The sequence below is a fragment of the Streptomyces sp. YKOK-I1 genome, assembly GCF_054660435.1.
This window is the reverse complement of sequence record NZ_BAAGDR010000001.1, coordinates 9,991,762-10,018,715: the sequence shown is the minus strand read 5'-3', so window position 1 is coordinate 10,018,715 and position 26,954 is coordinate 9,991,762. Positions and strand designations below refer to the sequence as shown.

Here is a 26,954-nt window from a genome sequence, read left to right as displayed (position 1 = left end):
TGCGCCGCCGAAGAAACCACCAAACAACCCCTCAACCGGCGCATCCTCGAACCGTCACCTGTCCCTGTCTACTTGCGCGTCAGGAACGAGTGGCTCAGCCAGGTGCCGGACCTTCCGAGATGGGCAGCGGTTCTGCGGTCTTCGGGGCCAGCATGCGGATGGAGGGGGTGGCGACCATGGCGAGGGTGGCGAGGAGGATGAGCGCGGCGGCCACGTAGAGGGTGGCGTGGAGACCGAGGAGGAGTACGGCGGGTCCGGCGGCGAACTGGGCGAGCGGGAGCGCGAGGTAGGAGCCGAGGTCGTCATAGGCGTAGACGCGGGCAAGGCGGTCCTCGGGTATCTGCTCGTTGAGGGTCGAGTACCAGGCGACGCCGGCCTGCTCGACAGCCACGCCCGCCACGAAGTTGGCCACGACCAGCGCCCAGGTGTACGGGGCGAGCGCGAGCAGCAGCGGGGTCATCGCCGTCAGGCCCATCAGCGTGCAGCCGACCAGGATCGCGCGCCGGGGCCGCCATCTCAGCGACAGTACGCCGCCGGCAACCGCGCCGAGCGAGGACGCGGCGACGGCCAGACCCCAGCCGGTGCGGCCGATCCCGGTGGTGTCGGCGACGGCCGGGCCGAGGACGGTGAACGAGGCGGTCAGGCCGGCGTTGAGGAAGCAGAAAGCCACCACGATCACCCACACCCAGGTGCGTGAGGTGAACTCCTGCCAACCGACGCGCAGTTCATGCACCACGCCGGGGCTGGGCGCGGGCGGCGCAACCTGGATGCGGACCAGCGCGAAGAAGGCGGCGGCGAGCGCGAAACTGAACGCGTCAACAGCCAGGCCCCAACCTGAGCCGACCGCGGCAACCAGTACGCCGCCCAGCGAGGCGCCCGCGATCATCGCGCTGCTGCCCCCGATCCGGGAGAGCGCGAGAGCGGCGCGGCGGGACTCGGCCGGCACGGTCTGGGGCAGCAGGGCCTGGGCGGCGGGCTGGTAGCAAGAACTTGACGCCCCATTGACCGCGGCAAGCGCCATGAGCAGAGGGATGGCGGCGTTGTGGGTGAGGACCAGGACGGCGGTCATCGCCTGGCTCGCGGCACTGACCACGCTGCTGCCGACCAGCAGCGGACCGCGCGGCAGCCGGTCCGCCAGCACCCCGCCGTACAGCAGGAAGACGATGCCGGTGAGGGAGTGGGCGCCGACCACCAACCCGAGCGAGCCGACCGAGCCAGTGGCGTCGAGCACGGCGAAGGCCAAGGCGATCGGCGCCACCCCGTTGCCGAGCACGTTCACCGTCGTACCGATGATGAGGTGACGGAACGGGCGGTGGCGCAGAGGCACCAAGGTGGCAGACATGCGCCTGATCGTCGGGACGGGCGGCACGCCCGTCAACGGGTTATAGGCCTGACACGGTGTTCCCCGCCATGTGATCAGTCAGGAGGCCTGGTCTTCTCCGTGCAACTGCCGGTGCGGGGCAAGCCGGGTCATGAGGGTGATGAATCCCTCCCTCACATTGCGGCGGGCGTTCATGATCCAGCCGATCGACCGCTCGTCACGTGAGTGATCTGCGGGTGGGCAAGCCGCAGACACCAGAGCAGGTACCTGGCCGTGATCTCATCACGGGCGTCTCCGGCGGAAACCGTGATCATCACGGGCAGGCCGAGGGTGTCGACCGGCTCACTCCAGCGATCCTCGAACCGGCCGAGCCATCGCCGCCTCCGCTGCCTCCATGACCTCCAGGAGGGGACCCTCCTCTTCGACGAGCCGTCGACATGTACCGCCGACCGCCATACCCGCCGGCTCGGCGACCGCGACCACGGTGGCCGCCTCTCCCCCATCGCCTTCGAGCACCGGGAGCCCTGGCTGCGGGATGTCCCGCTGTGAACGCCGGCTCCGTCACCGCAGGACGGCCCGTGTGCGAGCGGCCGGATCAGCCACTCACGGACTTTCCGAGAAACCACCGCGCAGAACGATCTCGTCCCCATCACCGACGACCCGCGCGCCGGAATGTCTCCGGCCCCGGCCGGCTCCCGGCAGGGAGCGCGTTCGTGTGCCTGGCGAGCATCGCGAGCGCTGTCCGCCCGGGGCGATGCTCGCGGACTTGTCTCCCTCGTCCATCGGGCGCCCCTCGGTGCCGCTGCGGGTTCCGGCCGCGACGGTGGTGCGCAGAGCCCGAACGTGCTGTCCGACTCCGAGGCCGTGCAGGAAACGCGCTGCGGCCCGCGCTGGAAGGTGTCGCACGGGCTCGGCCCACGACACCGCGGTCGTCACCCAGGAAATTCGAACGTCAGGGGCACTGGTCGGAGTTCCCCTCCCCACGGGCGGGAACCCAAGTCGCCTCGGTGGGGCCGGTGACGGACGCCCCCGGCCGGTCCGGGCGCTCCTCCACTGAGGTCAGGCCGTCGGCTCGCGGGCCGCCGCGAGGTCGAGGGCCACGTCGGTGATCATGTCCTCCTGGCCGCCGACCATCTTGCGTCGGCCGACCTCGACCAGAATGCTGCGGGTGTCGAGGCCGTGGAGCGCGGCGGCGCTCTCCGCGTGGCGCAGGAAGCTGGAGTAGACGCCCGCGTAGCCGAGGCTGAGGGTTTCGCGGTCGACCCGGACCTCACGGTCCTGCAGTGGTCGTACGAGATCGTCGGCGGCGTCCATCAGGGGGAACAGGTCGCAGCCGTGCTCCCAGCCCATCAGGTCGGCCACCGCGATGAACGCTTCCAGGGGGCAGTTGCCCGCGCCCGCACCCTGACCGGCGAGGGAGGCGTCGACGCGGGTGACGCCCTCCTCGACCGCGACCACGGTGTTGGCGACTCCCAGGGCCAGGTTGTGGTGGGCGTGGATGCCCAGTTCCGTCTCCGGGTCGAGGACGTCGCGGTAGGCGCGGATGCGGTCGCGCACCCCGTCCATGGTGAGGCGGCCGCCGGAGTCGGTGACGTAGACGCAGCGGGCGCCGTAGGACTCCATGAGCCCCGCCTGGCGGGCGAGTTCGGCGGGCTCCGCCATGTGCGACATCATCAGGAACCCCGCGACGTCCATGCCGAGTTCACGTGCGGCGGCGATGTGCTGGGCGGAGATGTCGGCCTCGGTGCAGTGGGTGGCGATGCGCACCGAACGGATACCGAGGGAGTGGGCCTGTTTGAGCTCGTGGATCGTGCCGATGCCCGGCAGCAGCAGCGTGGTGGGCACCGCGTGGCGGGTGGCGCCGGTGACGGCCTCGATCCACTCCCAGTCGGTGTGGGCTCCGATGCCGTAGTTGACGCTGGAGCCGGCCAGCCCGTCGCCGTGGGCGATCTCGATGGCGGCCACGCCGGCCGCGTCGAGGGCGGCGGCGATGGCGCGGGCCTGCTCGATCGTGTAGCGGTGCCGGACGGCGTGCATGCCGTCCCGCAGGGTGACGTCCTGGACGTACAGCGGCTGGACGGTGGTGGTCATCGCCGGGCTCCCTGGGGGATCGCGAGGGCGGCCATCCGCTCGCCGGTGCGCAGGGCGGCGGAGGTCATGATGTCGAGGTTCCCGGCGTACGCGGGCAGGTAGTGGGCGGCCCCCTCCACCTCGAGGAACACCGAGACGCGCAGGGCGGGCCGGGTGCGCTCCCCGGCGGGCAGCAGGCGGCGCAGCGGGTCGTCGTCGGCGACCGGCTGGTACTGGACGTCCTGCTTGAGCCGGTAGCCCGGGACGTAGGTGCGGACCCGCTCGGTCATCTCCTCGACCGAGCGGGTGATCGCGCCGGTGTCGCAGTCGGAGACCAGGCAGTGCACGGTGTCCCGCATGATCAGCGGCGGTTCGGCCGGGTTGAGGATGATGATCGCCTTGCCGCGGGCGGCGCCGCCGACCTTCTCGATGGCCGAGGACGTGGTCTCGGTGAACTCGTCGATGTTCGCGCGGGTGCCCGGGCCGGCCGAGCGGGAGGCGATGGAGGCGACGATCTCGCCGTAGTGGACGGGTGTGACGGCCCCCACGGCGGCGACGACCGGGATGGTGGCCTGCCCGCCGCACGTGACCATGTTGACGTTGGTCGCGTCGAGGTGCTCCTCCAGGTTCACGGGCGGTACGACGAAGGGCCCGAGCGCGGCGGGGGTGAGGTCGACGACCGTGCGCCCGTGCTCGCGCAGGACCTGGTCGTGACGGCGGTGCGCGCCCGCGGAGGTGGCGTCGAAGACGATGTCCACCTCGGCGAACTCGTCCAGCTTCACCAGGCCGTCGATTCCCTCGTGGGTGGTGGCCACCTTCAGACGGCGGGCACGGGCCAGTCCGTCGGAGTCGGGGTCGATGCCCGCCATGGCGGTCATCTCCAGGGTGTCCGACAGCCTGAGCACCTTGATCATGAGGTCGGTGCCGATGTTGCCGGAGCCGATGACGGCGACCTTGGTGCGGTTCCCGGTCGTCATGCTCAGGCCCCTTCCGGTGCGGTGGCGGGGGTGAAGCGGACCGAGACCGAACCCAGTCCGGTGATGTCGGCCCGGAAGGTGTCGCCGGGTGCGGCGGGTGCCATCGGGCCGAGCGCGCCCGTCAGGACGATGTCCCCGGCACGCAGGGGGTCGCCCATGGCGGCCAGGGTGGACGCCAGCCAGACCGCGGCGTTCAGCGGACTGCCCAGGCAGTCGGCGCCGGAGCCAGTGGAGACCCGCGTCCCGCCTCGGCTCAGGGACATCGTCACGCCGCGCAGGTCCAGGCCGGCCAGTGGGCGCACCGGGCCGCCGAGGACGAACAGACCGCTGGAGGCGTTGTCGGCGATGGTGTCGGTGATGGAGATGTCCCAGCCCTCGACCCGGCTGTCGACGATCTCCAGGGCCGGCAGCGCGAAGTCGGTCGCGCGCAGGACGTCCGCGACCGTGCAGTCGCGGTGCGTCAGGTCGCCGCCGAGGACGAGGGCGACCTCGGCCTCGACCTTCGGCTGGAGCAGCCGCCCGGCCGGCACCTCACCGTCGTCGGGCACGGCCATGTCGGCGAACAGGACACCGAAGTCCGGTTGGCCCACGCCGAGTTGGGCCTGCACGGCCGGGGAGGTCAGTCCGATCTTGCGACCGACGACCCGGCGCCCCGCGGCGAGCGCGTGTTCGGTGTTGATCCGCTGTGCGGCGTAGGCGGCGTCGAGGTCGTCGGAGGCGAAGAACTTGCGCACGGGTGGACACGGGATTCCGGTGCGCTCGGCCTCGGCGAGGGTCTCCGCGGCGCGAACGGCCGCGGGCGGCGGAGGAGGGGAGGCGGACATGTGGCTCCTCGGAACGGATGGGCGGGCAGCGGCCCCGGAGGGCGCCCGTGTGATCCGGTATAGGTCGCCGCGATCCCGCGTGGCAAAGTCTGTTCCATGTCACGGAACACGTCTGCGGGAAACATGCTGGAGAAGGCGGTGGCCCTTCTGGACTGCTTCGCACCGGGCGGCGGCGCACTTCGGCTGACCGAGCTGGCCAGGCAGGCCGGCCTGACCAAGACCACGGCGTTCCGCCTCACGGGTGACCTGGTCCGGCTCCGGCTCCTGGAGCGCGACGGCGACCTTTACCGGCTCGGCGGCAGACTCTTCGAACTGGGGTCTCTCGTTCCCCGGCGCAGCAGCCTGCGGGAGACGGCCCTGCCGTACCTCCAGGACCTGTACGAAGCGACCCACGAAACCGTGCACCTGGGGGTCCGCGAAGGCCACGAGGTGGTCTACGTCGAGCGCATCCACGGACACGGGGCGGTACAGCTGCCGTCCCGGATCGGCGGCCGACTGCCCCTGACCTGTACCGGGGTCGGCAAGGCGCTGCTCGCCTTCTCGGAGGCGGAGCTGGTCGAGGAGGTCCTGGCCGCTCCGCTGCGACGGCTCACGCCCCATTCGATCAGCGACCCGCTGCGCCTGCGCACGGTCATCGAGCAGGCGCAGGCATCCGGGCTCGCCTACGAGGAGCAGGAAGCGACCGTCGACGTGGCCTGCATCGCCGCCCCGGTCTTCGACGGCGGCGGAGTCGCGGTCGCGGCCATCTCGCTGGCGGTTCCCCTGGCCCGTTTCCGCCCTGCCCAGCTGGCTCCGGCCGTGCGAACGGCGGCGCTGGGGCTGTCACGAGCCCTACGGGAAGGAAAGTGAGGCCGCTCGACCGGCGCTCGACCGCATCCGCGGTCGACCGCGTCCGCGATCGACGGTCCGGGTCGATCCGGTCTCCGATCCCACCCATCCGGCGCACGCGCCGAGCCACCCCTTGGGGTCGATCCGCTCCGACCGCCAGACCGCCGTCGATCCGCTCCGTCCACGGGACCGCCGTCCGCCCGGTGTCGCGTCGGCGGTCCAGGCCGCGGGCGGGCGCCCCTCGGCCCACAGCCGGAGCCAGGCTTCCGGTTGATCGTCCGGGTCCGCTCGGGCCTGCCGGGGGTGCCCGGCCCGGGGTGCCCAGCCGGGGGTGCCCAGCCGGGGCAGCACCCCGGGAGCGGCCCCCCGCCCCCCCACCGGGCCCGAACTCGGACTCGCCGCCCGAGTGACGCCACATGACCACCGGCAACGACCACCACCAGAGCGCCACGACTAGGCTTGCGGTCATCTCACAGGCGAGGTGAAGGGCGCGGCATGACGGATCCACATGTCGATCTGCGGCAGTTCGATCTGAACCTGCTCGTCGTCCTCGACGCCCTGCTCACCGAACGGCACGTCACACGTGCGGGCCAACGCCTCCACCTCACCCAGTCCGCGACGAGCGCCGCGCTGCGCCGGCTGCGGCGGGCCTTCGACGACCCGCTGCTGGTGCGGCACGGAAGCGAGATGCAGCCCACGCCGCTCGGGGCGAGCCTCGCCGTGCCGGTGCGGGCGATGCTCCGGGACGTCGACAGGATGCTCGGCGAGGCGACGCTGCCGGACGACGGGCTGCGGGACCGTACGTTCGTCGTCCAGGCCAGCGAGTACGTGGCGCTGTTGCTGCTGCATCCGTTGATCGAGGTGCTGGGCGAGCGTGCGCCCGGGGTGCGTCTGCGGATCGAGCCGTTGGACGAGACCAGCAGTGACCGGCTGCGCCGCGACGACATCGACCTCGTGTTCGCTCCGCGGCACACCGTGGTGGCGCACCGGTTGCAACGGTTTCCGCATGAGGCACTGTTCACCGACGAGTTGGTCGTCGCGGTGTGGGACAAGCACCCGGACGTGGCTGACCGGATCACCGTGGACGACCTGAGCCGGCTGCCGCACCTCCAGCACGCGGTATCCGGCCCCGAACACGCCAATTCCCTGCTTCCCCGGGAACTCGCAGCCCACGACGTCGAGCACACCGTGCAGGCGACCACACCCAGCTTCACCCTGCTGCCGTTCCTGCTCCAGCGCACCAGAATGGTCACCTTCCTGCCGCGGCTGCTCGCCGAGGCCATGCGTACCCCGGCGCAGTTGCGGTTCCTGCCCTCTCCGGTGCCCCTGACATCGCTGGTCGAGACCATGTACTGGCCTCCGGAGCGCGACCACGGCGACCCGGCGCATCTGTGGCTGCGCCGCCAGATCCACAGCCTGGCCGCCGCGTACGCGCGGGAGCCCGGCGACGCGTCGTGACGCGCGCGCGTAGGGCTCCGACGAACCTCGCGACGGTCCCTGCCCCGCGCACCGACATCGATCCTGTGCATCGGCGTCATTGACGGAGTGCGTTTCCCTCCGCATCCATCCGTCCCTACAGTGGCCGGGAAGCCGAGGCAGGTGAGCTCGCCGGACACGAACGAATGGGACCGTTCGCCCGGCCGCCCTGCCCCTGCCTGACGCACTCCAGGCAATTTCCCTGTTCTCACACCGGCGGGACGGCCGGTGATCCGCTGCTGCTGAAGGCGGTCTATCGTGACGACCACTCCTGACCGGGACACTGCCCCGGTACGTTTTCCCGACACTCTCGTCTACCAGGACTACTTCGCCCCCTCCAGGATCGAGGCCGAGGTCTACGACCTGGAGGTCGAGGGCGACATCCCCCGCGAGCTGGACGGCGCGTTCCTGCGCGCCGCCGCCGACGGCCAGTACCCGCCGAGCCATCCCGTGGACGTGATCCTCAACGGTGACGGCATCATCCACAAGGTCCGGATCAAGGACGGCCACGCGGATCTGCAGACCCGGTTCGTGCGCACCGAGAAGTTCCTCGCCGAACGGGCCGCGCGGCGCTCGCTGTTCGGTGCCTACCGCAACCCGTACACCAACGACCCGTCGGTCGCAGGTGTCCCGGACGCCAACGCCAACACCTCCGTCGTCTGGCACGCGGGCAAGCTGCTGGCTCTGAAGGAGTCGGGACTGCCGTACGAGCTCGATCCGCACACCCTGGAGACCCGGGGGATCTGGGACTTCAACGGGCAGATTCCCGGGAAGACCTTCACGGCGCACCCCAAGATCGACCCCCGTACGGGCCAGCTGATCGCATTCTCGTACTTCCCCAGCGGGCTGCCCGACGACGAGATCGTGCTGTTCGAGATCGACGCCAAGGGCGTGCTCACGCGCACCGAGAAGTTCCTCGCGCCCTACGCGTCGTTCGTGCACGACTGGGTGGTCACGCAGGACCATCTGGTCTTCACCTTCGGTCCGTTCATCGCCGACGCCGAGCGGCTGAAGACCGAGCCGCAGTACTTCATGTGGGACCCGCGGGAGCGCTCGCACATCGCCGTCATCCCGCGTGAGGAAGGGGTCGCGGGGATTCGCTGGTTCCGGGTGGACGCGGCTCTGATGGAGGGACACACGGTCAACGGCTGGTCCAACGGCGACACGGTCACCATCGAGCACTTCGTCCAGGCCAGCGGATGGTTCTCGCAGTTCCCCAAGACTGCGACCGGTGAGGTCCTCAAAGAGGAACCGCCGCTGCTGCAGCGCTGGGTCATGGACATGAAGAAGGGCAGCGACAGCCCGGTCACGACCGGCGCCAGCCAGTTCACCTCCACCCAACTGTCGCAGTTCCCCGGTGACTTCCCGCGCGTCGACCCGCGGGCCGTGATGAGCGAGCACCGGCACAGCTGGTTCAGCTCGTTCAACCCCACCCTCGGCCCGCGCGCCATCCTCGGCCCGGTGGGCCCGCCGTTCAACAGCATCGCCCACCTCGACGCCTCGACCGGGGTGGCGTCGTACTACTACCCCGGGGAGAACGCGGCCCCCGAGGAGAGCGTGTTCGTCCGCAAGAACGACGACGCCGACGAGGGCGAGGGCTATCTCATCGCGCTGGTGGGCCGCCGCGAGGGACTGCGCACCGAGGTCGTCGTGCTGGACGCCCAGGACGTCGGCGCGGGACCGCTCGCCACCATCAAGCTGCCCTTCCGGCTCCGCTACGGCGCCCACGGCACCTGGATCCCGGGCGCCGATCTCGACGCCCTCTGATCCGCCCAAGCAGGTATGACTCATCGCCGCGTCCCGTCCGTGCCGAGCGAGCCGCCAAGGCGCCGTGTGGTGACGGGACGCGGCACGACCGAACGTTTTCTGGAAAGGCGGGAACCAGATGTTGCTGGAAGGCCACACATGGCAGTCCCAGGTGTTCGTCGGCACCTGGAGAAAGGGCGGGGCGGGTGTCATACCCGTGGTCTCCCCGTCCACCGGTGAACGGCTCGGTGAGGTCGGGGCGGCGTCGGTGGCGGACGTGACCGAGGCGGCCGACCTCGCCGAGCGGGCCCAACCGGACTGGGCCGCGCTGCCGTTCGAGGCGCGGGCCGCGGTGCTGCGGCGGGCGGGCGCGCTGTTCGAGGAGCACGCCGAGGAGATACAGAAGTGGGTGGCGGCCGAGACCGGGGCCGCCCCGGCGACGGCGGCCTTCCATCTGCACGTCGCCGTCCAGGAGTGCTACGAGGCGGCGGCGCTGGCCTCGGCCCCCTACGGCGAGGTGCTGCGCTCGGCGCAGCCCCGGCTGAGCCTGGCCCGCCGGGTTCCGGTGGGCGTGGTCGGAGTCATCGCGCCGTTCAACGGGCCGCTGCTGCTGGCGCTGCGGGCCATCGCGCCGGCGCTCGCCCTGGGCAACGCCGTCCTGGTGAAGCCCGACCCGCGCACGGCGGTCGTCGGCGGGGCCGTGCTGGCCCGGATCTTCGCGGAGGCGGGCGTCCCGGAGGGCGTGCTGTCGGTACTGCCCGGCGGCGCGGACATCGGCGAGGCCGTGGTGACCGAGCCGCGCACCCGGGTCATCGCCTTCACCGGATCGACGCGCGCGGGACGGATCATCGGCGAACTGGCCGGCCGGCACCTGAAGCGGGCGCACCTGGAACTCGGCGGGAACTCCGCGCTGATCGTCCTGGACGACGTGGACGTCGACGCGGCGACCTCCGTGGGCGCCTTCGGGTCCTTCCTGCACCAGGGGCAGGCCTGCATGGCCAGCTCCCGCCACCTCGTCCATGCCTCCATCGCCGAGGAGTACACGTCCCGGCTGGCCGCGCGGGCCGAGAAGCTCCATGTCGGCGATCCGGCGGCGGGCCAGGTGCACCTCGGGCCGCTCATCGACGCACGGCAGCGCGATGCCGTGCACGGCCTCGTCGAGGACTCGGTGGCCGCCGGTGCCCGGCTGGTCACCGGCGGGACCTACGACGGGCTGTTCTACCGTCCGACCGTGCTCGCCGACGTCCCCGTCGAGTCGCCCGCCTACCAGCAGGAGATCTTCGGCCCGGTCGCGCCGGTCACCACCTTCGAGACCGTCGACGAGGCGGTGGAACTGGCCCGGGGCACCGATTACGGGCTCTCCCTGGGCATCCTGACTCCCGACCTCGGGAAGGCGCTGGCGATCGCCGACCGCGTCCCCAGCGGCATGGTCCACATCAACGACCAGACCATCAACGACGAGACGGTCGCCCCCTTCGGCGGTGTGGGGGACTCCGGCACCGGCAGCCGGCACGGCGGCACGCAGGCCAACCTGGAGGCCTTCACCGAGACGCAGTGGGTCACGGTCCGCTCGGAGCTGCCGCACTACCCCTTCTGAGCGCCTGCACAGAGAACGAGCCGCGCCCGACGCCCCGGGTCACCAAGGGCGTCGGGCATCGTCATCACAGAGGACTCACGCATGTCGAGTTATTCCGTCAAGGACGTGACCGTCGGAGATCACGTCGTACGTGTCAACCGCGCCGGAGAGGGCAGGCCCAGGACCGTGCTGTTCCTCCACGGCTCCGGGCCGGGGGTCACCGCGCTGTCGAACTGGGAGGGCGCGCTGGAACGGCTGGGCGCGCACTTCGACTGCGTGGCCCCGGACCTGCTGGGCTTCGGGCACAGCACGCATCCGGATCCGGCGCCGCCGGACATGACCGCCTTCACCGAGCTGCGGGTGCGCACCCTGTTCGGCCTGCTCGACGCCCTCGGGCTGGACAAGGTCGACGTGGTCGGCAACTCGATGGGCGGCATGATCGCCATGGAGATGGCCCTCCTGCACCCCGAACGCGTCGACCGCATCACCCTCATGGGCACCGGCGGCATCCCCTTCACCCCCGGCCCGGATCTCGCCCGTCTCATCACCTTCTACGACGATCCGACCGCCGAGGCCCTCGCCGACCTGATGCGGTGCTTCCTGTACGACCCGGTCGCCTTCGGTGACCTCGACGAGCTCAGCCGGCGCCGGCTGGACCTCGCGACCCGGCCCGAGGTGCGCCGCTCCCACCTGGCGACCTTCTCGGGCGGCATCCACGCCGTCGACCAGGAACGCCTCGCCTCGCTCGACCATCCGGTGATGGTGATCCACGGCCGGGAGGACCGCATCATCCCGGTCGAGGTCAGTCAGCGGCTGCTGTCCCTGCTGCCGCACGCCCATCTGCACGTCCTCGGCGAGTGCGGCCACTGGCTGCAGCTGGAGAAGCCCGCCGAGTTCGACTGGCTGATCACCGGCTTCCACGGCAGGAAGGGCCTGTGAGCGCGGTGCCCGAGCCGGAGAGGGGACGAGCCCGATGAACCTGTCCGAACTCAGTTACGTCGTCATCGGCGCGACCGATGTCGAGGCGTGGCGTTCCTTCGGTGCGGAGGTGCTCGGCGCGATGCCCGTGGACGGCCCCGACGGCACGCTCCGACTGAAGCTGGACGAACGCGTGGCCCGCCTCCACGTGCTGCCCGACACCACCGACCGGCTGATCGCCACCGGCTGGGGAACCTTCGACGAGCGGGACTACGACGAAGCCCTCAAGGCACTGCGCGACGCCGGAATCGAGACGGCCGACGCGACGGCCGGGGAACTGCGGATCCGCCAGGTCGAGCGTATGGTCAGCTTCCGCGACCCGGCGGGGAACACGCACGAGATCTCGTGCGGCCCGGCAGTGGACGGCCGGCGCTTCGTCTCACCGGTCGGTGTCCCCGCGTTCGTCACCGGCGAGACGGGCATGGGCCACGTCGTCCTGCCCACCGGTGACCGGTACGACGCCACGGTCGCGTTCTTCACCGACGTGATCGGCCTGGGCCGCGCCAACGCCCGGCTGTTCCCCCGCCAGGGAGCCGACCCCGCCCGGGTCCGCTTCTTCCACTGCAACGAACGACAGCACAGCCTGGCCCTGGGCGAGGTGCGGGCACCGTCCGGCTGCATCCACATCGCGCTGGAGGTGGGGACCATCGACGAGGTGGGCCGGGCCCTCGACCGGGCCGCCGGACGGGGCGTGCTCGCCAGGACCCTGGGCAGGCACATCAACGACGGGATGCTCTCCTGCTACCTGACCACACCGGGCGGCTTCCAGATCGAGTACGGCTACTGCGACCACCCGCCGACCTGGCCGGAGAGGTCGTACTTCGTCGACACCGTGGGCAGCTACTGGGGGCACGCGTGGATCGGCGACGCCAACCCGGTCACCTCATGACCGGGGCCCTGTGGAAGGACCTGCCGGACCACCGCGAGGACCTGGTCCGGGGCACGTACACCACCCGGGTCGTGCAGGCGGGACGGGGGCCCCGGCTCCTCCTGCTGCACGGCCAGGGCGGCTCGCTGGAGAACTTCCGGCACAACATCCCCGCCTACGCCCGGCACTTCCACGTCGCCGCACTCGACCTGCTCTGGCACGGACGGTCCGGAACACCCGAGGTCGACCCGGAGCTGCTGCCGACGTGGCTGGCGCAGGTCGCCGAAGTCGTCGGCTTCCTGGGCTGGGACGACTACGCCGTGGAGGGGCAGTCCCTGGGCGGGTGGATCGCCGCCCTGCACGCGCTGGCCCGCCCCCGGCAGGTCACCTCGCTCGTCCTGACCACCCCGATGGGCCTCGACGCGGACTCCGGCCCGCCCGACGCCGCTGTACGCCGACGCGCCCTGGCGGCACAGCTCGCGGCGCTCGACGAACTCACCACGGACGCGGTCCGGGCCCGGATGGCACTGCTGTTCGCGGACCCCGGCAGCGGTCTCGACGAGGAGATCGTTCAGCTGCGGCGCGAGTTCTACGGCGATCCCGCCGTGAACAAGGCACTGCGGGCGGTGGCCCACGCCTATCTGGGCGGCGAGGGCACCGACCGCTTCCGGCTGGGCCCCGCGGACCTGGGCCGCCTGACCACGCCGGCCCTTCTCTACTGGGGGACCGGCAATCCCGGAGGCGACCTGGCGGGCCGTCGGCTCGCCGACGCGATCCCCGGTGCCCGCTACCACTGCGCCGAGGTCGGCCACTGGGCGCAGTACGAGCGCCCCGACGAACACAACCGTGTCGTTCTCGACTTCCTCGGAGCCGGTTGCGCCCCTGCCCAGGGGTGACCGGCGGACAGCTCGTCCTCGGCCCGTGTGGCTCTGGGCCTAAGGCCGGGACCCATCGCCACGCGGGTTCCCCAGGCTTCGCTCCGGCGGGTCGATCGCGCGGACGATGCGCTGACCGATGTCGGCAAGCTGCCGGACCTGTGCCTTGGTCAGCGGGTCGAAGACCAGCCGCCGCACTTCTGCGACGTGCCCGGGGGCGGTCGCGACGATCTTGTCGTAGCCCTCCTCGGTGAGGACCGCGAGGGTGTAGCGGCCGTCCTGCGGGTCTGGTGTGCGGCGAATCCAGTGCTTGCGTTCGAGCCGGGCGGCGACCTGGGACAGACGGGACAGCGACCCCTCGGCGAGTATGGCCAGCTCGCTCATCCGCAGCGTTCGATCGGGCGCCTCCGAAAGGGCCGCGAGCACTCCGTACTCGAAGTGTCCGAGGTCGGCGTCCCGGCGGAGCTGGGCGTCGAGGGCGCTGTTGAGACGCACGAGGACGCTGGCCAGGGCGGCCCAGGCCTGGCGCTCCTCGACGTTGAGCCATTGCGGCCGGTCGGGTTCCGAAGCGTTCGTCATACCCCGAACCTATCCCTTTCACTTCACGCTTGAAGCGATCAGGGTGCGGGATCAGTAGATTCTTGAACTTGCAATGATTAGATTCTGACTTCAAGCTTTAAGTGAAACGCCCCTTCGGCGCCCTGTGCGTCGACACCACAGCCAGGAGATCACCATGACCGGCGAACTCACCGCCACCCGTTCCGCTCGACCCGGTCGCGCACTGATTGCCGGGGGTCTCGTGGCGGCGGCGGTCGTCGCCACCGCGCTCGACGCCGCCGTCGCAGCGATCGCCCATGCCGCCGGCGCCTCGGACGACTTCCAGCCGCTCGAACTGCCCACCTACGCCGCCCTCACCCTCATCGGCATCATGGCCGGCGCGGCGGGCTGGGCCGTGGTCCGGGCCCGCTCCACCGGTCCCGGGCGACTGCTGCGCGTTCTCGTCCCCGTCGTCCTGCTGGTCAGCCTTGTGCCGGACGTGCTCGTCGGCATGGCCCAGACCCAGCCCGGCGCCAGCTGGGGCGGAGCCGTGGCCCTCATGGTGATGCACCTGGCCGTCGCAGCCGTCGCCGTCCCCACGTACCTGCGCGTCCTGCCCCTTTCCGCCCGTCGCGACTGAGCGCTCCGCCGACGTGCCGGCCCGCCCCGCACGGGATGAAGCAGGCGCCGCGGTCGCGGTCGGGCACGATGCGCGGGGGCAGCAGGGGGTGGGCGGCCCTGCTCCGCCATACGGTGCCAGGCGGCGGGCAGGAAGCCCGAGGATGTCGATCCAGGCGGTCTTGTCGTGGACGGCGCGCTGGAGCGGGATCACGCCGCCGATGGAGGCGTCGGCGAAGGCGAGGTCGATGCAGTGGGTCCAGCGCCAGTCGAGGTGTTTGGTCAACGCGCCGCCCATCACCGGGGCCGACGGCGCCGTCGGCCCCGGTGATGGCGCCGCAGACGCCGAAGGCCTTGGCGCGTTCCTTGGCGTCGGTGAAGGCCGTGGTCGGCAGTGACAGCGCGGCGGGTGCGAGGAGAGCGCCGCACAGGCCCTGGGGTGCGCAGGCGACGACGAACACGGCGGAGCCATCGCGTCGGGCCACCCGCTCGGCGTCACCGGGGCGATCCTCACGCTGCGCGTGGCCAGGGACCTGGTCCCGCGCGACCTCGGACCGGGCGTGGTCACGATGCGCATCGGCGGCGGACAGGCCCTGGCGGCGCTCTTCCGCCGTGTCCGACTCCCACGAACGGGCGCCCCGGGAAAGGAACTTCGTATGACGGATCTCGTTCGCTGCACCTCTGACAAAGGCCTGGTCAGGATCGTCCCCGCCAGACCGGACCGGGCCAACGCCGTCGACCCGCCGACCCCGCCCTCGGCGAGGCCGTCGCCCGGGCGGCCGGCTCCTGTGTGCGCGCCGTCGTCGTCCTGGGTGAGTGCCAACGCTTCCGCGCGAGGGGAGACATGGCCACGATGGCGGCGCCGCCCGACCGGGTGGCCTACGTGGCAGAGCCGGCCAGGACGCTCGATGACCTGTTCCAGCGGCCGGCCGGGCTGCCCGGACCCGTCGCGGCCGGGGTCCGGGGAGCCGCCGCGGGTGCGGGCGGGCGCCCTTGCTGAGCTGCGACGTGGTCGTGCCCGGTGCCCCGACGAAGTTCGTGTCGGCGTACGCGGACGTCAGGTTGACGCCCGACTGTGCGGTGTCCTACCTCCTGACCCCGGCGATACGGCAGCAGCGCGCCCTCGAACTCGCCCTGACCCGCCGGGGGCTCGCCGAGGAAGCCAGGCAGTGGGGCCTCGTCCCCGAGGTCGTCGACGGCACGTCCGTCGACGCCAGTGCCGTAGCGCTCGCAGATCGGCTCGCGGCCGCACCCGCGCCCGCCCTGGGACGGACCCGGCGGCTCATGTGCTCGAGCAGTTCACCCGGGTGCGGACGGGCCGCGAGGAGGCCCGCGTGATCGCCGAGGCCATGGGCGGAGCCGAGGTCACGAAGCTCGTCGAGGCGTTCGCGTCCCGCGCCCGCGATGGGACGAAGCCCGGCCGGCGGTCGGCTGACCGCCCGGGGTTCCGCGGAAGGAGGACCGGATGCGGTTGCACAGCCTCGACCTGAACCTGCTCATCGCCTTGCAGGCCCTGCTCGACGAGCGGCATGTGACGCGGGCCGGGCAGAAGATCGGTCTCAGCCAGCCCGCCATGAGCGACGCCCTGGCGAAGCTGCGCCGCCACTTCGCCGACGAACTGCTCCTGCGCCAGGGCAACCTGTACGAGCTGACCCCGCTGGGCCTGATCCTGCGCGAGAGGGTCGCCGAGAGCGTGGACAGCGTCGAGCGGATCTTCCGGGTGCGCAGTGACTTCGACCCGGCGACGAGCGACCGCACCTTCACCGTCATCGCCACCAGCAACGGACTCGGCGTCTTCGTCAGACCGCTGACGAACCAGCTGCGCGAGGTGGCCCCGGGCGTACGCGTGAAGGTACGCGAGCTCGTGTCGATCGGGGAGACGGAGCCGGCACTGCGCGCCGCGGACGGCCTGCTGGCACCGCGCGGATTCTTCACCGGCTATCCCGTGATGGACCTCTATCACGACGAATGGGTGTGCATCCGGGCCACGGACCGGGACGAGGAAGACCAGCCCCTGACCCTGGCGGACCTGGCGGAACGTCCATGGGTCGTCGCGGGCGACCAGCCGCAGGCCCGGAACCCGGCCATGCGGCATCTCGGGTCGCTCGGAGTGGAACCCCGCGTCGAGGTGGTCGTCGAAGACTTCCTCGGCCTGCCGCTGCTGGTGGCACACACCGACCGGATCGCCGTACTGCCCGGCCGCCTCGCGGCCCTCTTCGCCCGGTACGAGGGGCTGGGCGTCGCCCGCCTCCCCTTCTCGGCGGACCCCCTGACCGAGGCCTTCTGGTGGCACCCCACGCACGCCCGGGACACCGGCCACATGTGGTTCAGGCAGCTCGTGCGGAGCGTCGCGCAGACGCTGGCCGAATGACCCACGAGGGCTATCGGTCACACCGATGAGGGCATACGAAACATCCGTTGGCCCTATCGAATCCCTGACTGCCACAGTGAAGGAAGTCCGCAGGAAATCCTCTGGTGATTTCCCGGAAATTTCCTGAAGCCGCAGCCAGTTGTGAGCCGCCGCGTCCGGCTGCTGGCCCCGCATGAGGAGGTCACCCATGCCGCGTCCGCCTACCCTCTTCGACCCCGCCAAGCCGCGCGAGGCGATCACCGCCGCGGCCGATCGCTTCTCCAACTGGGGCCGGTGGGGGGAGGACGATGTCCGGGGCACGGTGAACTTCATCGACCCCGACGCCCGCGTCCGCGCCGCGTCGCTGGTCCGCCGCGGCACCTCCTTCTCCCTGTCGATCGAGTTCGGCCCGGACGGGCCGCAGACCGGTGCCGGGGGCCGGATCAACCCGCTGTACACGGTGCGCGACCTGCGCGTCGAGGACGCCGGCGACGACGTTCCCTTCCCACCGCACGGTTTCGGCGGTGTCGACGACATGGTGGTGATGCCCCTCCAGTGCGCCACCCAGTGGGACTCACTCGGGCACGTCTTCGACCGCGGCCGGGCCTGGAACGGCCGCGACGCGGCCGAGGTGGCGAGCCTCCAGGGGGACTCGGTCACCGGCATCGAGACCCTGGCTGCGCCGCTGGTCGGCCGCGGTGTCCTGCTGGACGTGGGCCGGGCCCTCGGGAAGGACGGTGAACTGCCGGACAGCTTCGCGATCACGTCCGAGCACCTGGCGGCGACGATCGCCCGGCAAGGGGCCACCTCCGGGGTCGGCCGCGGGGACATCGTCCTGGTCCGCACCGGCCAGTTGGCGCGGTGCCGCCGCGAGGGCTGGGGGACCTACGCCGGCGGACCCGCGCCGGGGCTGTCGTTCACCACAGCGGGCTGGCTGCACGACACCGAGATCGCCGCGATCGCCACCGACACCTGGGGATTCGAGGTCAGACCCAACGAGTTCGACCGGTCCTTCCAGCCCCTCCACCAGGTCGTCATCCCCCACATCGGCATGCCCATCGGGGAGATCTGGGACCTCGACACGCTGGCCGCCGACTGCGCCGAGGACGGGGTGTACGAGTTCCTGCTCGCCGCCGGCCCCATCCCGTTCACCGGCGCCGCCGGTGCCCCCGTCAACCCCCTCGCCGTCAAGTAGGCCCGCCATGACCACAGTTGAGCGACCCGCCAAGGCGCTGTTCCGTATGCCCACCGCGTTCGGCCCCCAGCCCGGACCGCGGCAACGGCCCGACGGCGGGCGCTGGAACGATCCCGGCCGAGGGCGCACGATCATGCTGTCGCTGCGGGTGCCGTCCGACCCGGAACGCCTCGCCGCCCTGCTGCCCCAGCAGTTCACGCTCGACGGCGACCATTTCACGGTCACCGCGGCCGAGTTGAGGGATCTGCCCTGGCTGGCGGGCCGCGGCTACAACGTCCTGTCGGTCAGCGTGCCCGCTGTCCACCACGGCACTCGGACGCTGGCCGGAGACCTGGAACTGGTCACCTGGGAAAGCCTCGCCGACCCGGTCGTCTCGGGGCGCGAGGAACTCGGATTCAACAAGATCTACGCCGACGTCAGCGACCTGGAAACGGGCCCGACGGGCAACACGCTCTCCGTGACGGCGGCCTGGGACGGCTTCGTCTTCGCCCGGATCTCGGCCGGCCCCCTCGACCCACCCGCCTCGGACGGGCCACCGCCCGCGCCGCGTCCCGGTCTGCATGTGCGGTACGTGCCGTCCCCCGCCCGCCGGGGCGAGGCCGACATCGAGGATGTCACCTGCACGGATCTCTCCGGCGCACCCGAGATCAAGGTCGTGGAAGCACGGACGGGCGAGGGCGCCGTGGAGTTCCTGGGCGCCACGTTCGAGCAGCTGCCGACCCTCTTCCACATCGTCAACCCGCTCCGGGACCTGCCTGTCCTCGGAACCGCCGGCGCCACGCTGATCGAGACCACCGGCTACGCCGACGGCTACGACATCAGTGTGCTGGCCTGAGCCGCTCCATCGGGGCGCGAGAGCCCCGCTCTTCGTCAGGAGGCGACATGCCGAGCGTAAGAAACGTCCTCGTGGTCGGCGGTGGAACCGTCGGCAACGCCCTCACCGTTCTGCTGCGCCGGTCGGCCATCGACGTCGACCTGGTCGAGGTCTCCCCCCAGTGGAGCGCCCTCGGCTCCGGGATCACGTTGCAGGGCAACGCCCTGCGCGTCCTGCGCGAACTCGGCCTCTGGGACGAGATCAGCGCCAACATCGTGCCCGCACCCGAGCACATGGACCGGTTCAAGGTCGGCGGGCCGGACCTTCCGGGAGTCTGTGGAATGTACCGGCCCACCCTGCAGACCATCCTCACCGGCGCCGTCCGGCGATCGGGCGCACGGGTCCGGCTGGGCGTCACGGTCGAGAAGCTGGAGGAGACCGGTGACCAGGTCACGGTCACCTTCAGCGACGGCACGACGGGTGGGTACGACCTGGTGGTGGGCGCGGACGGCATCCACTCCTCGACGCGGGCCATGATCGGCATCCCGGACCAGCCGCGTCCCACCGGGCTGGCGATCTGGCGGGCCTACACCCGGCGCCCGGAGGGGCTGGAGCACTTCCACCTCCAGCACGGCGCGCCCCACTACATCTACGGCTACAACCTGGTCAGCCCCACCCACCTGTACGCCACGATCGTCGAGGACGCCCGGGACCGTTCCGAGCTGCAAAAACTCGACCAGGTGGCCGAATTCCGCCGGCTCACCGAACGGCTCGACGGCTTCTGGCCCGAGATCCGCGCGTCGGTGACCGACGCGACGCAGCTCGACTACCGGGCCCTGGAGTACCTGCTGGTCGACGCCCCGTGGAACCGGGGCCGGACGATCCTGGTCGGCGACGCGGTGCACGCCTGTCCGCCCACCCTCGCCCAGGGTGCCGCCATGGGCCTGGAGGACGCACTCGTCCTCACGGAACTGCTGGTCAGCCGCGACAAGGTGGACCAGGACCTCTTCGACGACTTCATGGCCCGTCGCTTCGAGCGGGCGCGGACCGTCGTGAAGAGTTCGGTCGAACTCTGCGACGTCGTCCGGGACCCCGACCCCGCGCGCGCCGCCGACGCCTTCTCGATCATGGGCCGCGTCGTCCCCCTGCTCTCCCAGCCGGCCTGAGCCGCCCCTCATCCACCTGCCCGACACACGACAAAGGAGTCGGCCATGCCCGACCGTCTGATCACCCACCTTCGCCATGTCGGCCTCGCCGTACCGGACTACGCCAAGCAGCTGGCGTTCTACCAGGACCTGTGGGGTCTGGAGAAGGTGGCCGACGACAGCGGCATCGCGTTCCTGGCCGCCGCCGGCTCGCCCGAGCAGTACGTCGTCCGGCTGCGTGAGTCCCAGCACAAGCGCATCGACCTGATCTCCTTCGGCGCCGCCACGGAGAGCGATGTCGACGCGCTCGCCGCCCGTCTGACGCTCGCCGACGTGAAGCTGATCAGCGAGCCGGGGAAGCTCAACACCCCCGGCGGCGGCTACGGTTTCCGGTTCTTCGACCCGGACGGCAGGGTCGTCGAGGTCTCCTCGGACGTGGCGCCCCGCGCCTACCGCAAGGTGGAGGAGAAGGAGTCGATCCCGGTGCGGCTGTCGCACGTGGTCGTCAACTCGCCCGAGCCCGAGCCCCTGCTCGCGTTCTACGAGAAGCACCTGGAGTTCAGTCTCTCCGACATCCTCGCCCTGCCGAAGGTGGGGAACGCCATGTGGTTCATGCGGTGCAACGACCTCCACCACAGCTTCGCCGTCTGCCGCGGCCCGCACGCCAACCTGAACCATGTCTCCTTCGAGATGCGCGGCATCGACGAGCACATGCGCGGCACCGGCCGGCTCAAGAGGGCGGGTGTGCCGCTGATGTTCGGGCCGGGCCGCCACATGGCCGGCGACAACACCTTCAGCTACTTCGTCGACCCGAGCGCCAACGTCATGGAGTACACCACCGAGCTGGAGGTCCTCGACGAGGACACCTGGCACCCGCACGTCTACGACTTCACCGACCCGATGGTGCAGGACCAGTGGGGCACGTCCAACTCCGGCGACGAGGCGATGGCCAACACGCCCCCCAGCGAGCCCGACGTCCTCTTCGCCGCACCACCGGTGTGACCCGGCGCCCGCGTTCCCACCCGACATCCCGGCACCCAGGGACGAAGACATGTACGAGTACTTTCCGGACAACTACACCTGGAGTCTCGCCGTCGTCGCCGTACTGAACGGCGGCGGCACGATCGGCGAGGTGGACCGCGCCTGCCGCCCACTGCTGGAGGCAGCGCGGCGCGGCGAGGACGGGGGCACCGAGGACTTCCTGAAGGCCTGGACCGAGGTGGCCGACACCCTCATCGGCCTCGCCGAACAGGACGAGGAGGACGGCAGGCACTTCAGCGCTGCGGCCAAGTACCGGCGGGCCGGCACCTACCTCCTGCTCGCCGAACGCATGCAGGCCCCGGGCTCGCCCGGCCGACTGGCGGTCTACCGGCAGGCGGTGCGACTGCACCACCGGGCCATCACGCTCGGCGGCGAGGGCATCGAGATCGTCGACATCCCGTACGGCGACTCGACCCTTCCCGCCTACTACCATCCGGCCCGCACGGCGGACGGCTCGCCCGCGCCGTGCGTGATCCAGGTCAACGGCCTGGACAGCTTCAAGGAGTCCATGCTCACCTCCGGGTTCCCGCAGGAACTCGCCCGCCGGGGTGTCGCGACCCTCATGGTCGACCAGCCCGGCACCGGAGGAGCACTCCGGCTCAACGCTCTGCCGGCCGTCGTCGAGACGGAGAAGTGGGCCGGCGCCTGCGTCGACCACCTCGAGAGACGCGGGGACGTCGACGCGGACCGGATCGGCATCGTCGGCTGGTCCCTGGGCGGCTACTACGCGCCGCGCGCCGCCGCGTTCGAGAAGCGCCTCAAACTGTGCGTCGCCTGGGGCGCCAACCACGACTGGGGCGAGATGCAGCGCCGGCGCCTGGACCGCGAGGGCGAGCGCCCGGTGCCGCACTACTGGAACCACGTCATGTGGGTGTGGGGCCACAGCGATCTCTCCGAGTTCATGAAGGCCGTCGAGGACGTCACCCTCGACGGCGTGGTCGAGCGGATCACCGTCCCCTTCCTCGTCACCCACGGCGTGGGCGACCGGCAGATCCCCGTCGAGTACGCCCACCGCAGCCACGACCAGGCCGTGGGCAGCCCCAAGCGCGAGCTGAGGATCTTCACCGCGCGTGAGGGCGGCGTGGAACACGTCCACCTCGACGGCCCCCACAACGCCACCGACTTCATCGCCGACTGGGTCGCCGAGACGTTCGCCTCCCCGACACGCCCGGCCTGAGCCACCCCCTCCAACGAGAAGAGAGAACCATGATCAAGCTTGTGGGCGCGATCCGCCGCCGCCCCGACATGACCCACAGCGAGTACAGCGCCTACGTCCGCGACGTGCACGGCTCGCTCGCCGTCAACAAGAACAGCACGGTGGCCACGTACATCCAGAACCATGTCTTCGACAGCGCCTACGGCGCCACCGGGGACCCCGGCTACCAGCTGCTCCTGCCCCGCGACTCCGTGACCGAGCTGTGGTTCGAGAACGCCGACGCCATGAAGCGGAACCTCGCGGACCCCTACAGCCGCGAAGTGGTGATGGCCGACGGGGTCAACTTCAACGACTTCCCCTCGGCGCTCAGCCTGCTCGTCGAGCAGCGGCACCTGGACGCACCGGACCCGGGGTCGGACGGGGTGAAGGTGCTGCTGTTCCTCAAGGCGGCCGAGGGCGTGGGTCCGCAGGAGTTCCAGGAGCGCTGGCGGCAGGCGCACGAGGAGGTCGTCGCCGACGCCTCCGGGCCGGGCAGGCTGCTGCGCGGCCACGAGTGGAACACGGCTCTGCCCACGGACGGCATGGGCGCGTTGTTCGGCGATTCGGAGCAGCCCTCCTACGAGGCCTACTCCGCCCTGTGGTTCGACGAGGCGGACGCGCTCACCGCGTTCCGCGCGTACCGCGAGGCACTGACCGAGCGGGCGCAGAAGCAGGGTCCGTTCCACCGGCCGTCGCTCTCCTTCTTCCTGCTCAGCCGGGAGATCGTCATCTTCGACGAGCGGCCCGGACACACCACCGGCGCATGACGGGAGAGCAGTGGTGACCACATTTCTCACCGACACCGACGTCAGGGCGGTCTTCGACTGGCTCTCCGCGGTCGGCGCCCTGCGCGACAGCTACGCCGCCCCCGTCGAGGAGGCGAACCTGCCACCGCGCACGATGGCCCGCGGCGGGGGCGCCTGGCTGCGGACGCTGACCGGGATCCTGCCCGCGCAGGGGGTGATGGGCGGCAAGATGATCGCCGCCTCCGCCAGCCGGCGCGGCTCCTATCTCATCCAGTTGTTCGACCACAGGACCGGGGACCTGCTGGCGCTGCTGGACGGCAACGCGATCACCGGCTTCCGTACGGCGGCGACCTCGGCGCTGGCGGTGGATCTCGTCGCCCCCGACCGGCCGTTGCGGGTCGCGGTGATCGGATCCGGGTTCGAGGCGCAGCACCATGTCCGCGCGCTGGCGGCCGTACGCGACTTGGCCGAGGTCACGGTGTTCAGCCCCAGCCCCGACAGCCGTACGCGGTTCCTGAAGCACCTCGCCGACCTGGGGCTGCCGCTGACGGCCGCGGACAACGCTGCGGACGCGGTCGCCGGCGCGGACCTGGTGGTGTGCGCGGCCCGGGCGCGCGAGGAGCGGCCCACCTTGCGCGGGGCCTGGCTCGAACCGGGGATGACGGTCGTGTCGATCGGTTCCACCCTGCCCGAGCAGCGGGAACTGGACGCCGACGCGATCGCCCGCGCGGACCTGATCGTCGCCGACATGGTCGACGAGGTCACCCATGAGACCGGGGACATGATCGCCGCGAAGGAGGCGGGGGTCGACTTCGCCGACCGGCTGGTCCCCCTGGCCGACGTGGCGGCCGGCCGGGTGCCCGCCCGGCCGTCCCCGGACGCGATCGTGCTCTACAAGTCGGTCGGCGCCGCGCTCCAGGACCTCGCCGTCGCCCACATGTGCGTGCGCCGGGCCGCCGCGTCGCAGATCGGCACGGAGCTGCCGGTCACCATCGAACCGGTCACCAAGTGACTTCCGGGAGACCCACGATGCGCGGAGAGTTGCACGACACGGCGCTGCTGAGGACCGCGGCATACGTCGACGGCACCTGGGTCGGTAGCGGGGACCGCGGCGCCTTCACCGTTCGTGACCCGTCGAGTGGGGAGGAGCTCGCCAAGCTGCCCAGGTTGAGCGGCGCCCAGACCGCTGCGGCGATCGCGGCGGCGCACCGGGCGCTGCCCGGCTGGCGGGCACGGGCGGGCAAGGACCGCGCGCGGATCCTGCGCCGCTGGTTCGATCTGGTGACGGAGCACGCCGAGGACCTGGCCCGGCTGATCGTGCTGGAGGAGGGCAAGCCGTACGCCGAAGCGGTCGGCGAGGTCGCCTACGCGGCCTCGTTCCTGGAGTGGTTCGCCGAGGAGGCCAAGCGGGTCCGCGGTGACGTCATGGCCGCCCCCGAGGCGTCCCGGCGGATCGTCGTCCTGCGGGAGCCCGTCGGGGTGTGCGCGGCGATCACACCGTGGAACTTCCCGGCCGCGATGATCACCCGCAAGGCCGGTCCCGCGCTGGCGGCGGGCTGCACCATGGTCCTCAAGCCCGCCGAACAGACCCCGCTCACCGCGCTCGCGCTGGCCGAACTGGCCGAGCGTGCCGGCGTTCCGGACGGCGTGTTCAACGTCGTCGTCGGTGATCCCCGCGAGATCGGCCCCGAACTGACCGGCAACCCGCTGGTGCGCAAGGTGAGTTTCACGGGCTCCACCGAGGTCGGCCGCCTGCTGCTGGAGCAGTCGGCGGCCACGGTCAAGAACACCTCGATGGAACTGGGCGGAAACGCCCCGTTCCTGGTGTTCGACGACGCCGATGTGGACGCCGCGGTCGAGGGACTGATCGCTACGAAGTACCGCAACACCGGCCAGGCGTGCATCAGCGCCAACCGCGTCTACGTCCAGGACGGTGTCTACGACGCCTTCGCCGCCCGGCTGACCGAGCGCGTCGCCCGCCTGGTCGTCGGCGACGGCTTCGACGAGGGGGTCCAGCAGGGCCCGCTGATCGACGAGGACGCGGTGGCCAAGGTGGAGCGCCACGTGGCCGACGCCCGCGCCAAGGGCGCCACCGTCCTGTGCGGCGGGGCCCGGCATGCACGAGGCGGGCTGTTCTACCGGCCGACGGTCCTGGCGGGCGTCACCTCTCAGATGGCCGTCACACAAGAGGAGACCTTCGGACCGGTGACGCCGCTGCAGCGGTTCACCGACGAGGCGGAGGCGGTCCGGCTGGCCAACGACACCGAGTTCGGCCTCGCCGCCTACCTGTACACGCGCGACGCCGCACGCATCTGGCGGGTCGGCGCGGCCCTGGAGGCGGGCATGGTCGGTGTCAACACCGGCCTGATCTCCAACGAGGTCGCACCGTTCGGCGGGGTCAAGCAGTCCGGCCTCGGCCGCGAGGGCTCCGTCTACGGCATCGCCGAATACCTCGAACCCAAATACCTCGCCTGGGAAGGCGCCGGAGCCCGGTGACCTCACCCAACTCCACGTAAGGAATGACCGTCATGGCCCGTTACCAGCGCAACGAGGCCCGTGAATGGGCCCGCGAGAACCTCGTAGGGGTCGTCAACTGCACGATCCCCTCCTTCACCGGCGACCTGAAGTCCATCAACGAGCAGGCGATCCGGCACGACACCCGTCTCGCGATCGAGCACGGCTTCACCGGCACCCTCGGCGTCTCCGAGGTCTCCATCACCCTGCCCGAGTACCTGGACTTCCTCCGCATCATCCACGACGAGGCCGGCGAGCGGCTCGTCCTCGTCCACCACGCCAGCTTCAGCAACCTGGAACAGAACATCGAAGCCGTACGCGGCGCCGAGGAGGCCGGCGCCGAACTGGTGCTGCTGTCCTACCCGCCGAACTTCTACCCCGAGACCGAGCAGGAGATCTACGACTACACCAAGGCCGTCTGCGACGCGACGAACCTGGCCGTCATGATCTTCCCGATGTACCTGTGGGGCTTCGGCTCCCGCATCCACCCCTCCGACATCCCGGTCCGCCTGATCCGCAGGCTCGTCGACGACATCCCCAACCTCGCCGCCATCAAGGCCGAGGGCGGCTTCCCCGGCCTCCAGAGCGTCATCGAATGCCAGCGGCACTTCGGTGACGAGGTCGTCATCTCCATGCCCATCGAGGGCGAACTGATCACGCTGTCGCAGCTCATGCCCATCCAGTTCTCGGCCACCAGCGACCACGAGTACTACGGCCCCATGATCCCCCGCGTGTTCGGTCTGCTGCGCGACGGCAAGTTCGACGAGGCCACCGACCTCTACTGGCAGCTCCACCCCGCACGCAAGACCAAGTCCGCTCTGATGTCCTCACTGCACGGCGGCGCCTTCATCAACCGCCAGGCATGGAAGTTCCAGGGATGGCTCCAGGGGTACAACGGCGGCCCGCTCCGTCAGCCCACCATGCGCATCCACGACACGCAGATGGCCGCGCTCCGCAAGGGACTCGTCGACGCCGGGCTGCAGCCCAGCATGGACCCGTTCCGCGAGTTCTTCGTCGGCCGCAACCCCGCCTGACCGCGAAGGGCGGGCCGGGCGTGGACCCGTCCCATGGGCTGACAGAGAGTCGTCCTACGCCGGGAGCAGCGGGCGCGGGCTCATGGACGTGGGGACCGCCTCCCCTGCCGGGGCCGGTCCTCGTGTCCGCCCACCAAGCGTCACCGTGGTGGGCGGGAGGTCCCTGCGTCGTATGTCGGTTTGCGGCCAGTAGCGGGCCGGCCTGCGCACCGCCCGCGCCGACGTA

At 71.0% G+C, this 26,954-nt stretch carries 25 protein-coding genes and 1 pseudogene; 21 read left to right on the top strand and 5 right to left on the bottom strand.

Annotated elements, in window-relative coordinates; all coding sequences use genetic code 11:
• Positions 1 to 94: 94 nt before the first annotated feature.
• The 4 genes from ACYQ8Q_RS44485 to mhpD all read right to left on the bottom strand — a co-directional run bounded on the left by ACYQ8Q_RS44485 (position 95) and on the right by mhpD (position 5,192).
• Positions 95 to 1,342 (bottom strand): MFS transporter, encoded by a 1,248-nt coding sequence (locus tag ACYQ8Q_RS44485; RefSeq protein WP_460073105.1) that lies wholly within the window; start codon positions 1,340 to 1,342, stop codon positions 95 to 97.
• 1,038 nt (positions 1,343 to 2,380) lie between these two features.
• Entirely contained in the window at positions 2,381 to 3,412 is a 1,032-nt protein-coding gene (gene dmpG, locus ACYQ8Q_RS44480) for a 4-hydroxy-2-oxovalerate aldolase (protein WP_460073103.1), read from the bottom strand.
• Positions 3,409 to 4,368 carry an acetaldehyde dehydrogenase (acetylating) gene (locus tag ACYQ8Q_RS44475; protein ID WP_460073101.1) on the bottom strand — a complete coding sequence of 320 codons (960 nt, stop codon included), beginning with the start codon at positions 4,366 to 4,368 and terminating at the stop codon, positions 3,409 to 3,411. Before ACYQ8Q_RS44475 ends, dmpG begins: the two co-directional genes overlap by 4 nt.
• Before the next feature lie 2 nt (positions 4,369 to 4,370).
• Positions 4,371 to 5,192, bottom strand: coding sequence for a 2-keto-4-pentenoate hydratase (gene mhpD / locus ACYQ8Q_RS44470; RefSeq protein ID WP_460073099.1), 822 nt, complete (start codon positions 5,190 to 5,192; stop codon positions 4,371 to 4,373).
• A 123-nt stretch (positions 5,193 to 5,315) separates the two neighbouring features.
• Between mhpD and ACYQ8Q_RS44465 the strand changes: the two genes are divergently transcribed.
• From ACYQ8Q_RS44465 to ACYQ8Q_RS44435, 7 genes are all read left to right on the top strand, one after another.
• Complete coding sequence (locus ACYQ8Q_RS44465) at positions 5,316 to 6,041, top strand: IclR family transcriptional regulator (RefSeq protein ID WP_460073755.1); 726 nt, start codon at positions 5,316 to 5,318, stop codon at positions 6,039 to 6,041.
• Positions 6,042 to 6,515: 474 nt separating this feature from the next.
• Positions 6,516 to 7,478 (top strand): LysR family transcriptional regulator, encoded by a 963-nt coding sequence (locus tag ACYQ8Q_RS44460; RefSeq protein WP_460073097.1) that lies wholly within the window; start codon positions 6,516 to 6,518, stop codon positions 7,476 to 7,478.
• A 276-nt stretch (positions 7,479 to 7,754) separates the two neighbouring features.
• Positions 7,755 to 9,263, top strand: coding sequence for a carotenoid oxygenase family protein (locus ACYQ8Q_RS44455; protein ID WP_460073095.1), 1,509 nt, complete (start codon positions 7,755 to 7,757; stop codon positions 9,261 to 9,263).
• Between the two features lie 118 nt (positions 9,264 to 9,381).
• The gene (locus ACYQ8Q_RS44450) at positions 9,382 to 10,839 is read left to right on the top strand and encodes a benzaldehyde dehydrogenase (protein ID WP_460073093.1); all 1,458 of its coding nucleotides are present in this window, start codon (positions 9,382 to 9,384) and stop codon (positions 10,837 to 10,839) included.
• Between the two features lie 81 nt (positions 10,840 to 10,920).
• Positions 10,921 to 11,757, top strand: a complete 837-nt coding sequence (locus ACYQ8Q_RS44445; RefSeq protein WP_460073091.1) for an alpha/beta fold hydrolase — start codon at positions 10,921 to 10,923, stop codon at positions 11,755 to 11,757.
• A 34-nt stretch (positions 11,758 to 11,791) separates the two neighbouring features.
• A complete protein-coding gene (locus ACYQ8Q_RS44440; protein WP_460073090.1) occupies positions 11,792 to 12,685 on the top strand; it encodes a VOC family protein in 894 nt (297 codons plus the stop codon).
• Entirely contained in the window at positions 12,682 to 13,560 is an 879-nt protein-coding gene (locus ACYQ8Q_RS44435) for an alpha/beta fold hydrolase (RefSeq protein WP_460073088.1), read from the top strand. Before ACYQ8Q_RS44440 ends, ACYQ8Q_RS44435 begins: the two co-directional genes overlap by 4 nt.
• 39 nt (positions 13,561 to 13,599) lie before the next feature.
• On the opposite strand, the gene ACYQ8Q_RS44430 is transcribed toward ACYQ8Q_RS44435, so the two are convergent.
• Positions 13,600 to 14,118, bottom strand: a complete 519-nt coding sequence (locus ACYQ8Q_RS44430; protein WP_460073087.1) for a MarR family winged helix-turn-helix transcriptional regulator — start codon at positions 14,116 to 14,118, stop codon at positions 13,600 to 13,602.
• Between the two features lie 154 nt (positions 14,119 to 14,272).
• Between ACYQ8Q_RS44430 and ACYQ8Q_RS44425 the strand changes: the two genes are divergently transcribed.
• The 14 genes and pseudogenes from ACYQ8Q_RS44425 to ACYQ8Q_RS44360 all read left to right on the top strand — a co-directional run bounded on the left by ACYQ8Q_RS44425 (position 14,273) and on the right by ACYQ8Q_RS44360 (position 26,728).
• Positions 14,273 to 14,716: a DUF6069 family protein gene (locus tag ACYQ8Q_RS44425; RefSeq protein ID WP_460073086.1), complete on the top strand. Its 444-nt coding sequence runs from the start codon at positions 14,273 to 14,275 to the stop codon at positions 14,714 to 14,716.
• Between the two features lie 142 nt (positions 14,717 to 14,858).
• Complete coding sequence (locus ACYQ8Q_RS44420; protein ID WP_460073085.1) at positions 14,859 to 15,092, top strand: hypothetical protein; 234 nt, start codon at positions 14,859 to 14,861, stop codon at positions 15,090 to 15,092.
• 36 nt (positions 15,093 to 15,128) lie between these two features.
• A pseudogene (locus tag ACYQ8Q_RS44415) lies at positions 15,129 to 15,245 on the top strand (hypothetical protein); the annotation flags it as partial.
• A gap of 442 nt (positions 15,246 to 15,687) precedes the next feature.
• Positions 15,688 to 16,032, top strand: coding sequence for an enoyl-CoA hydratase/isomerase family protein (locus ACYQ8Q_RS44410; RefSeq protein ID WP_460073084.1), 345 nt, complete (start codon positions 15,688 to 15,690; stop codon positions 16,030 to 16,032).
• A gap of 127 nt (positions 16,033 to 16,159) precedes the next feature.
• Positions 16,160 to 17,065, top strand: a complete 906-nt coding sequence (locus ACYQ8Q_RS44405; protein ID WP_460073082.1) for a LysR family transcriptional regulator — start codon at positions 16,160 to 16,162, stop codon at positions 17,063 to 17,065.
• A 187-nt stretch (positions 17,066 to 17,252) separates the two neighbouring features.
• Positions 17,253 to 18,239: a cyclase family protein gene (locus tag ACYQ8Q_RS44400; protein WP_460073080.1), complete on the top strand. Its 987-nt coding sequence runs from the start codon at positions 17,253 to 17,255 to the stop codon at positions 18,237 to 18,239.
• Between the two features lie 7 nt (positions 18,240 to 18,246).
• Positions 18,247 to 19,074: an acetoacetate decarboxylase family protein gene (locus tag ACYQ8Q_RS44395; protein WP_460073078.1), complete on the top strand. Its 828-nt coding sequence runs from the start codon at positions 18,247 to 18,249 to the stop codon at positions 19,072 to 19,074.
• Positions 19,075 to 19,121: 47 nt separating this feature from the next.
• Positions 19,122 to 20,219, top strand: a complete 1,098-nt coding sequence (locus tag ACYQ8Q_RS44390; RefSeq protein WP_460073077.1) for an FAD-dependent monooxygenase — start codon at positions 19,122 to 19,124, stop codon at positions 20,217 to 20,219.
• Between the two features lie 45 nt (positions 20,220 to 20,264).
• Positions 20,265 to 21,200: a VOC family protein gene (locus ACYQ8Q_RS44385; protein ID WP_460073075.1), complete on the top strand. Its 936-nt coding sequence runs from the start codon at positions 20,265 to 20,267 to the stop codon at positions 21,198 to 21,200.
• A 49-nt stretch (positions 21,201 to 21,249) separates the two neighbouring features.
• The gene (locus ACYQ8Q_RS44380; RefSeq protein ID WP_460073073.1) at positions 21,250 to 22,416 is read left to right on the top strand and encodes an alpha/beta hydrolase family protein; all 1,167 of its coding nucleotides are present in this window, start codon (positions 21,250 to 21,252) and stop codon (positions 22,414 to 22,416) included.
• A 29-nt stretch (positions 22,417 to 22,445) separates the two neighbouring features.
• Positions 22,446 to 23,201, top strand: a complete 756-nt coding sequence (locus ACYQ8Q_RS44375; protein ID WP_460073072.1) for an EthD domain-containing protein — start codon at positions 22,446 to 22,448, stop codon at positions 23,199 to 23,201.
• Positions 23,202 to 23,214: 13 nt separating this feature from the next.
• The gene (locus tag ACYQ8Q_RS44370) at positions 23,215 to 24,192 is read left to right on the top strand and encodes an ornithine cyclodeaminase family protein (RefSeq protein ID WP_460073071.1); all 978 of its coding nucleotides are present in this window, start codon (positions 23,215 to 23,217) and stop codon (positions 24,190 to 24,192) included.
• A gap of 17 nt (positions 24,193 to 24,209) precedes the next feature.
• Positions 24,210 to 25,676 carry an NAD-dependent succinate-semialdehyde dehydrogenase gene (locus ACYQ8Q_RS44365; protein WP_460073069.1) on the top strand — a complete coding sequence of 489 codons (1,467 nt, stop codon included), beginning with the start codon at positions 24,210 to 24,212 and terminating at the stop codon, positions 25,674 to 25,676.
• Between the two features lie 32 nt (positions 25,677 to 25,708).
• Positions 25,709 to 26,728 carry a dihydrodipicolinate synthase family protein gene (locus ACYQ8Q_RS44360; RefSeq protein WP_460073067.1) on the top strand — a complete coding sequence of 340 codons (1,020 nt, stop codon included), beginning with the start codon at positions 25,709 to 25,711 and terminating at the stop codon, positions 26,726 to 26,728.
• The last annotated feature ends 226 nt before the right edge of the window (positions 26,729 to 26,954 follow it).

What these genes read in the sequence shown, in the direction of transcription:
- ACYQ8Q_RS44485 (WP_460073105.1), bottom strand. Translation starts at nt 1,342, where the DNA reads ATGTCTGCCACCTTGGTGCCTCTGCGCCACCGCCCGTTCCGTCACCTC.
- dmpG (WP_460073103.1), bottom strand. Translation starts at nt 3,412, where the DNA reads ATGACCACCACCGTCCAGCCGCTGTACGTCCAGGACGTCACCCTGCGG.
- ACYQ8Q_RS44475 (WP_460073101.1), bottom strand. Translation starts at nt 4,368, where the DNA reads ATGACGACCGGGAACCGCACCAAGGTCGCCGTCATCGGCTCCGGCAAC.
- mhpD (WP_460073099.1), bottom strand. Translation starts at nt 5,192, where the DNA reads ATGTCCGCCTCCCCTCCTCCGCCGCCCGCGGCCGTTCGCGCCGCGGAG.
- ACYQ8Q_RS44465 (WP_460073755.1), top strand. Translation starts at nt 5,316, where the DNA reads ATGCTGGAGAAGGCGGTGGCCCTTCTGGACTGCTTCGCACCGGGCGGC.
- ACYQ8Q_RS44460 (WP_460073097.1), top strand. Translation starts at nt 6,516, where the DNA reads ATGACGGATCCACATGTCGATCTGCGGCAGTTCGATCTGAACCTGCTC.
- ACYQ8Q_RS44450 (WP_460073093.1), top strand. Translation starts at nt 9,382, where the DNA reads ATGTTGCTGGAAGGCCACACATGGCAGTCCCAGGTGTTCGTCGGCACC.
- ACYQ8Q_RS44445 (WP_460073091.1), top strand. Translation starts at nt 10,921, where the DNA reads ATGTCGAGTTATTCCGTCAAGGACGTGACCGTCGGAGATCACGTCGTA.
- ACYQ8Q_RS44440 (WP_460073090.1), top strand. Translation starts at nt 11,792, where the DNA reads ATGAACCTGTCCGAACTCAGTTACGTCGTCATCGGCGCGACCGATGTC.
- ACYQ8Q_RS44435 (WP_460073088.1), top strand. Translation starts at nt 12,682, where the DNA reads ATGACCGGGGCCCTGTGGAAGGACCTGCCGGACCACCGCGAGGACCTG.
- ACYQ8Q_RS44430 (WP_460073087.1), bottom strand. Translation starts at nt 14,118, where the DNA reads ATGACGAACGCTTCGGAACCCGACCGGCCGCAATGGCTCAACGTCGAG.
- ACYQ8Q_RS44425 (WP_460073086.1), top strand. Translation starts at nt 14,273, where the DNA reads ATGACCGGCGAACTCACCGCCACCCGTTCCGCTCGACCCGGTCGCGCA.
- ACYQ8Q_RS44420 (WP_460073085.1), top strand. Translation starts at nt 14,859, where the DNA reads ATGTCGATCCAGGCGGTCTTGTCGTGGACGGCGCGCTGGAGCGGGATC.
- ACYQ8Q_RS44405 (WP_460073082.1), top strand. Translation starts at nt 16,160, where the DNA reads ATGCGGTTGCACAGCCTCGACCTGAACCTGCTCATCGCCTTGCAGGCC.
- ACYQ8Q_RS44400 (WP_460073080.1), top strand. Translation starts at nt 17,253, where the DNA reads ATGCCGCGTCCGCCTACCCTCTTCGACCCCGCCAAGCCGCGCGAGGCG.
- ACYQ8Q_RS44395 (WP_460073078.1), top strand. Translation starts at nt 18,247, where the DNA reads ATGACCACAGTTGAGCGACCCGCCAAGGCGCTGTTCCGTATGCCCACC.
- ACYQ8Q_RS44390 (WP_460073077.1), top strand. Translation starts at nt 19,122, where the DNA reads ATGCCGAGCGTAAGAAACGTCCTCGTGGTCGGCGGTGGAACCGTCGGC.
- ACYQ8Q_RS44385 (WP_460073075.1), top strand. Translation starts at nt 20,265, where the DNA reads ATGCCCGACCGTCTGATCACCCACCTTCGCCATGTCGGCCTCGCCGTA.
- ACYQ8Q_RS44380 (WP_460073073.1), top strand. Translation starts at nt 21,250, where the DNA reads ATGTACGAGTACTTTCCGGACAACTACACCTGGAGTCTCGCCGTCGTC.
- ACYQ8Q_RS44375 (WP_460073072.1), top strand. Translation starts at nt 22,446, where the DNA reads ATGATCAAGCTTGTGGGCGCGATCCGCCGCCGCCCCGACATGACCCAC.
- ACYQ8Q_RS44365 (WP_460073069.1), top strand. Translation starts at nt 24,210, where the DNA reads ATGCGCGGAGAGTTGCACGACACGGCGCTGCTGAGGACCGCGGCATAC.
- ACYQ8Q_RS44360 (WP_460073067.1), top strand. Translation starts at nt 25,709, where the DNA reads ATGGCCCGTTACCAGCGCAACGAGGCCCGTGAATGGGCCCGCGAGAAC.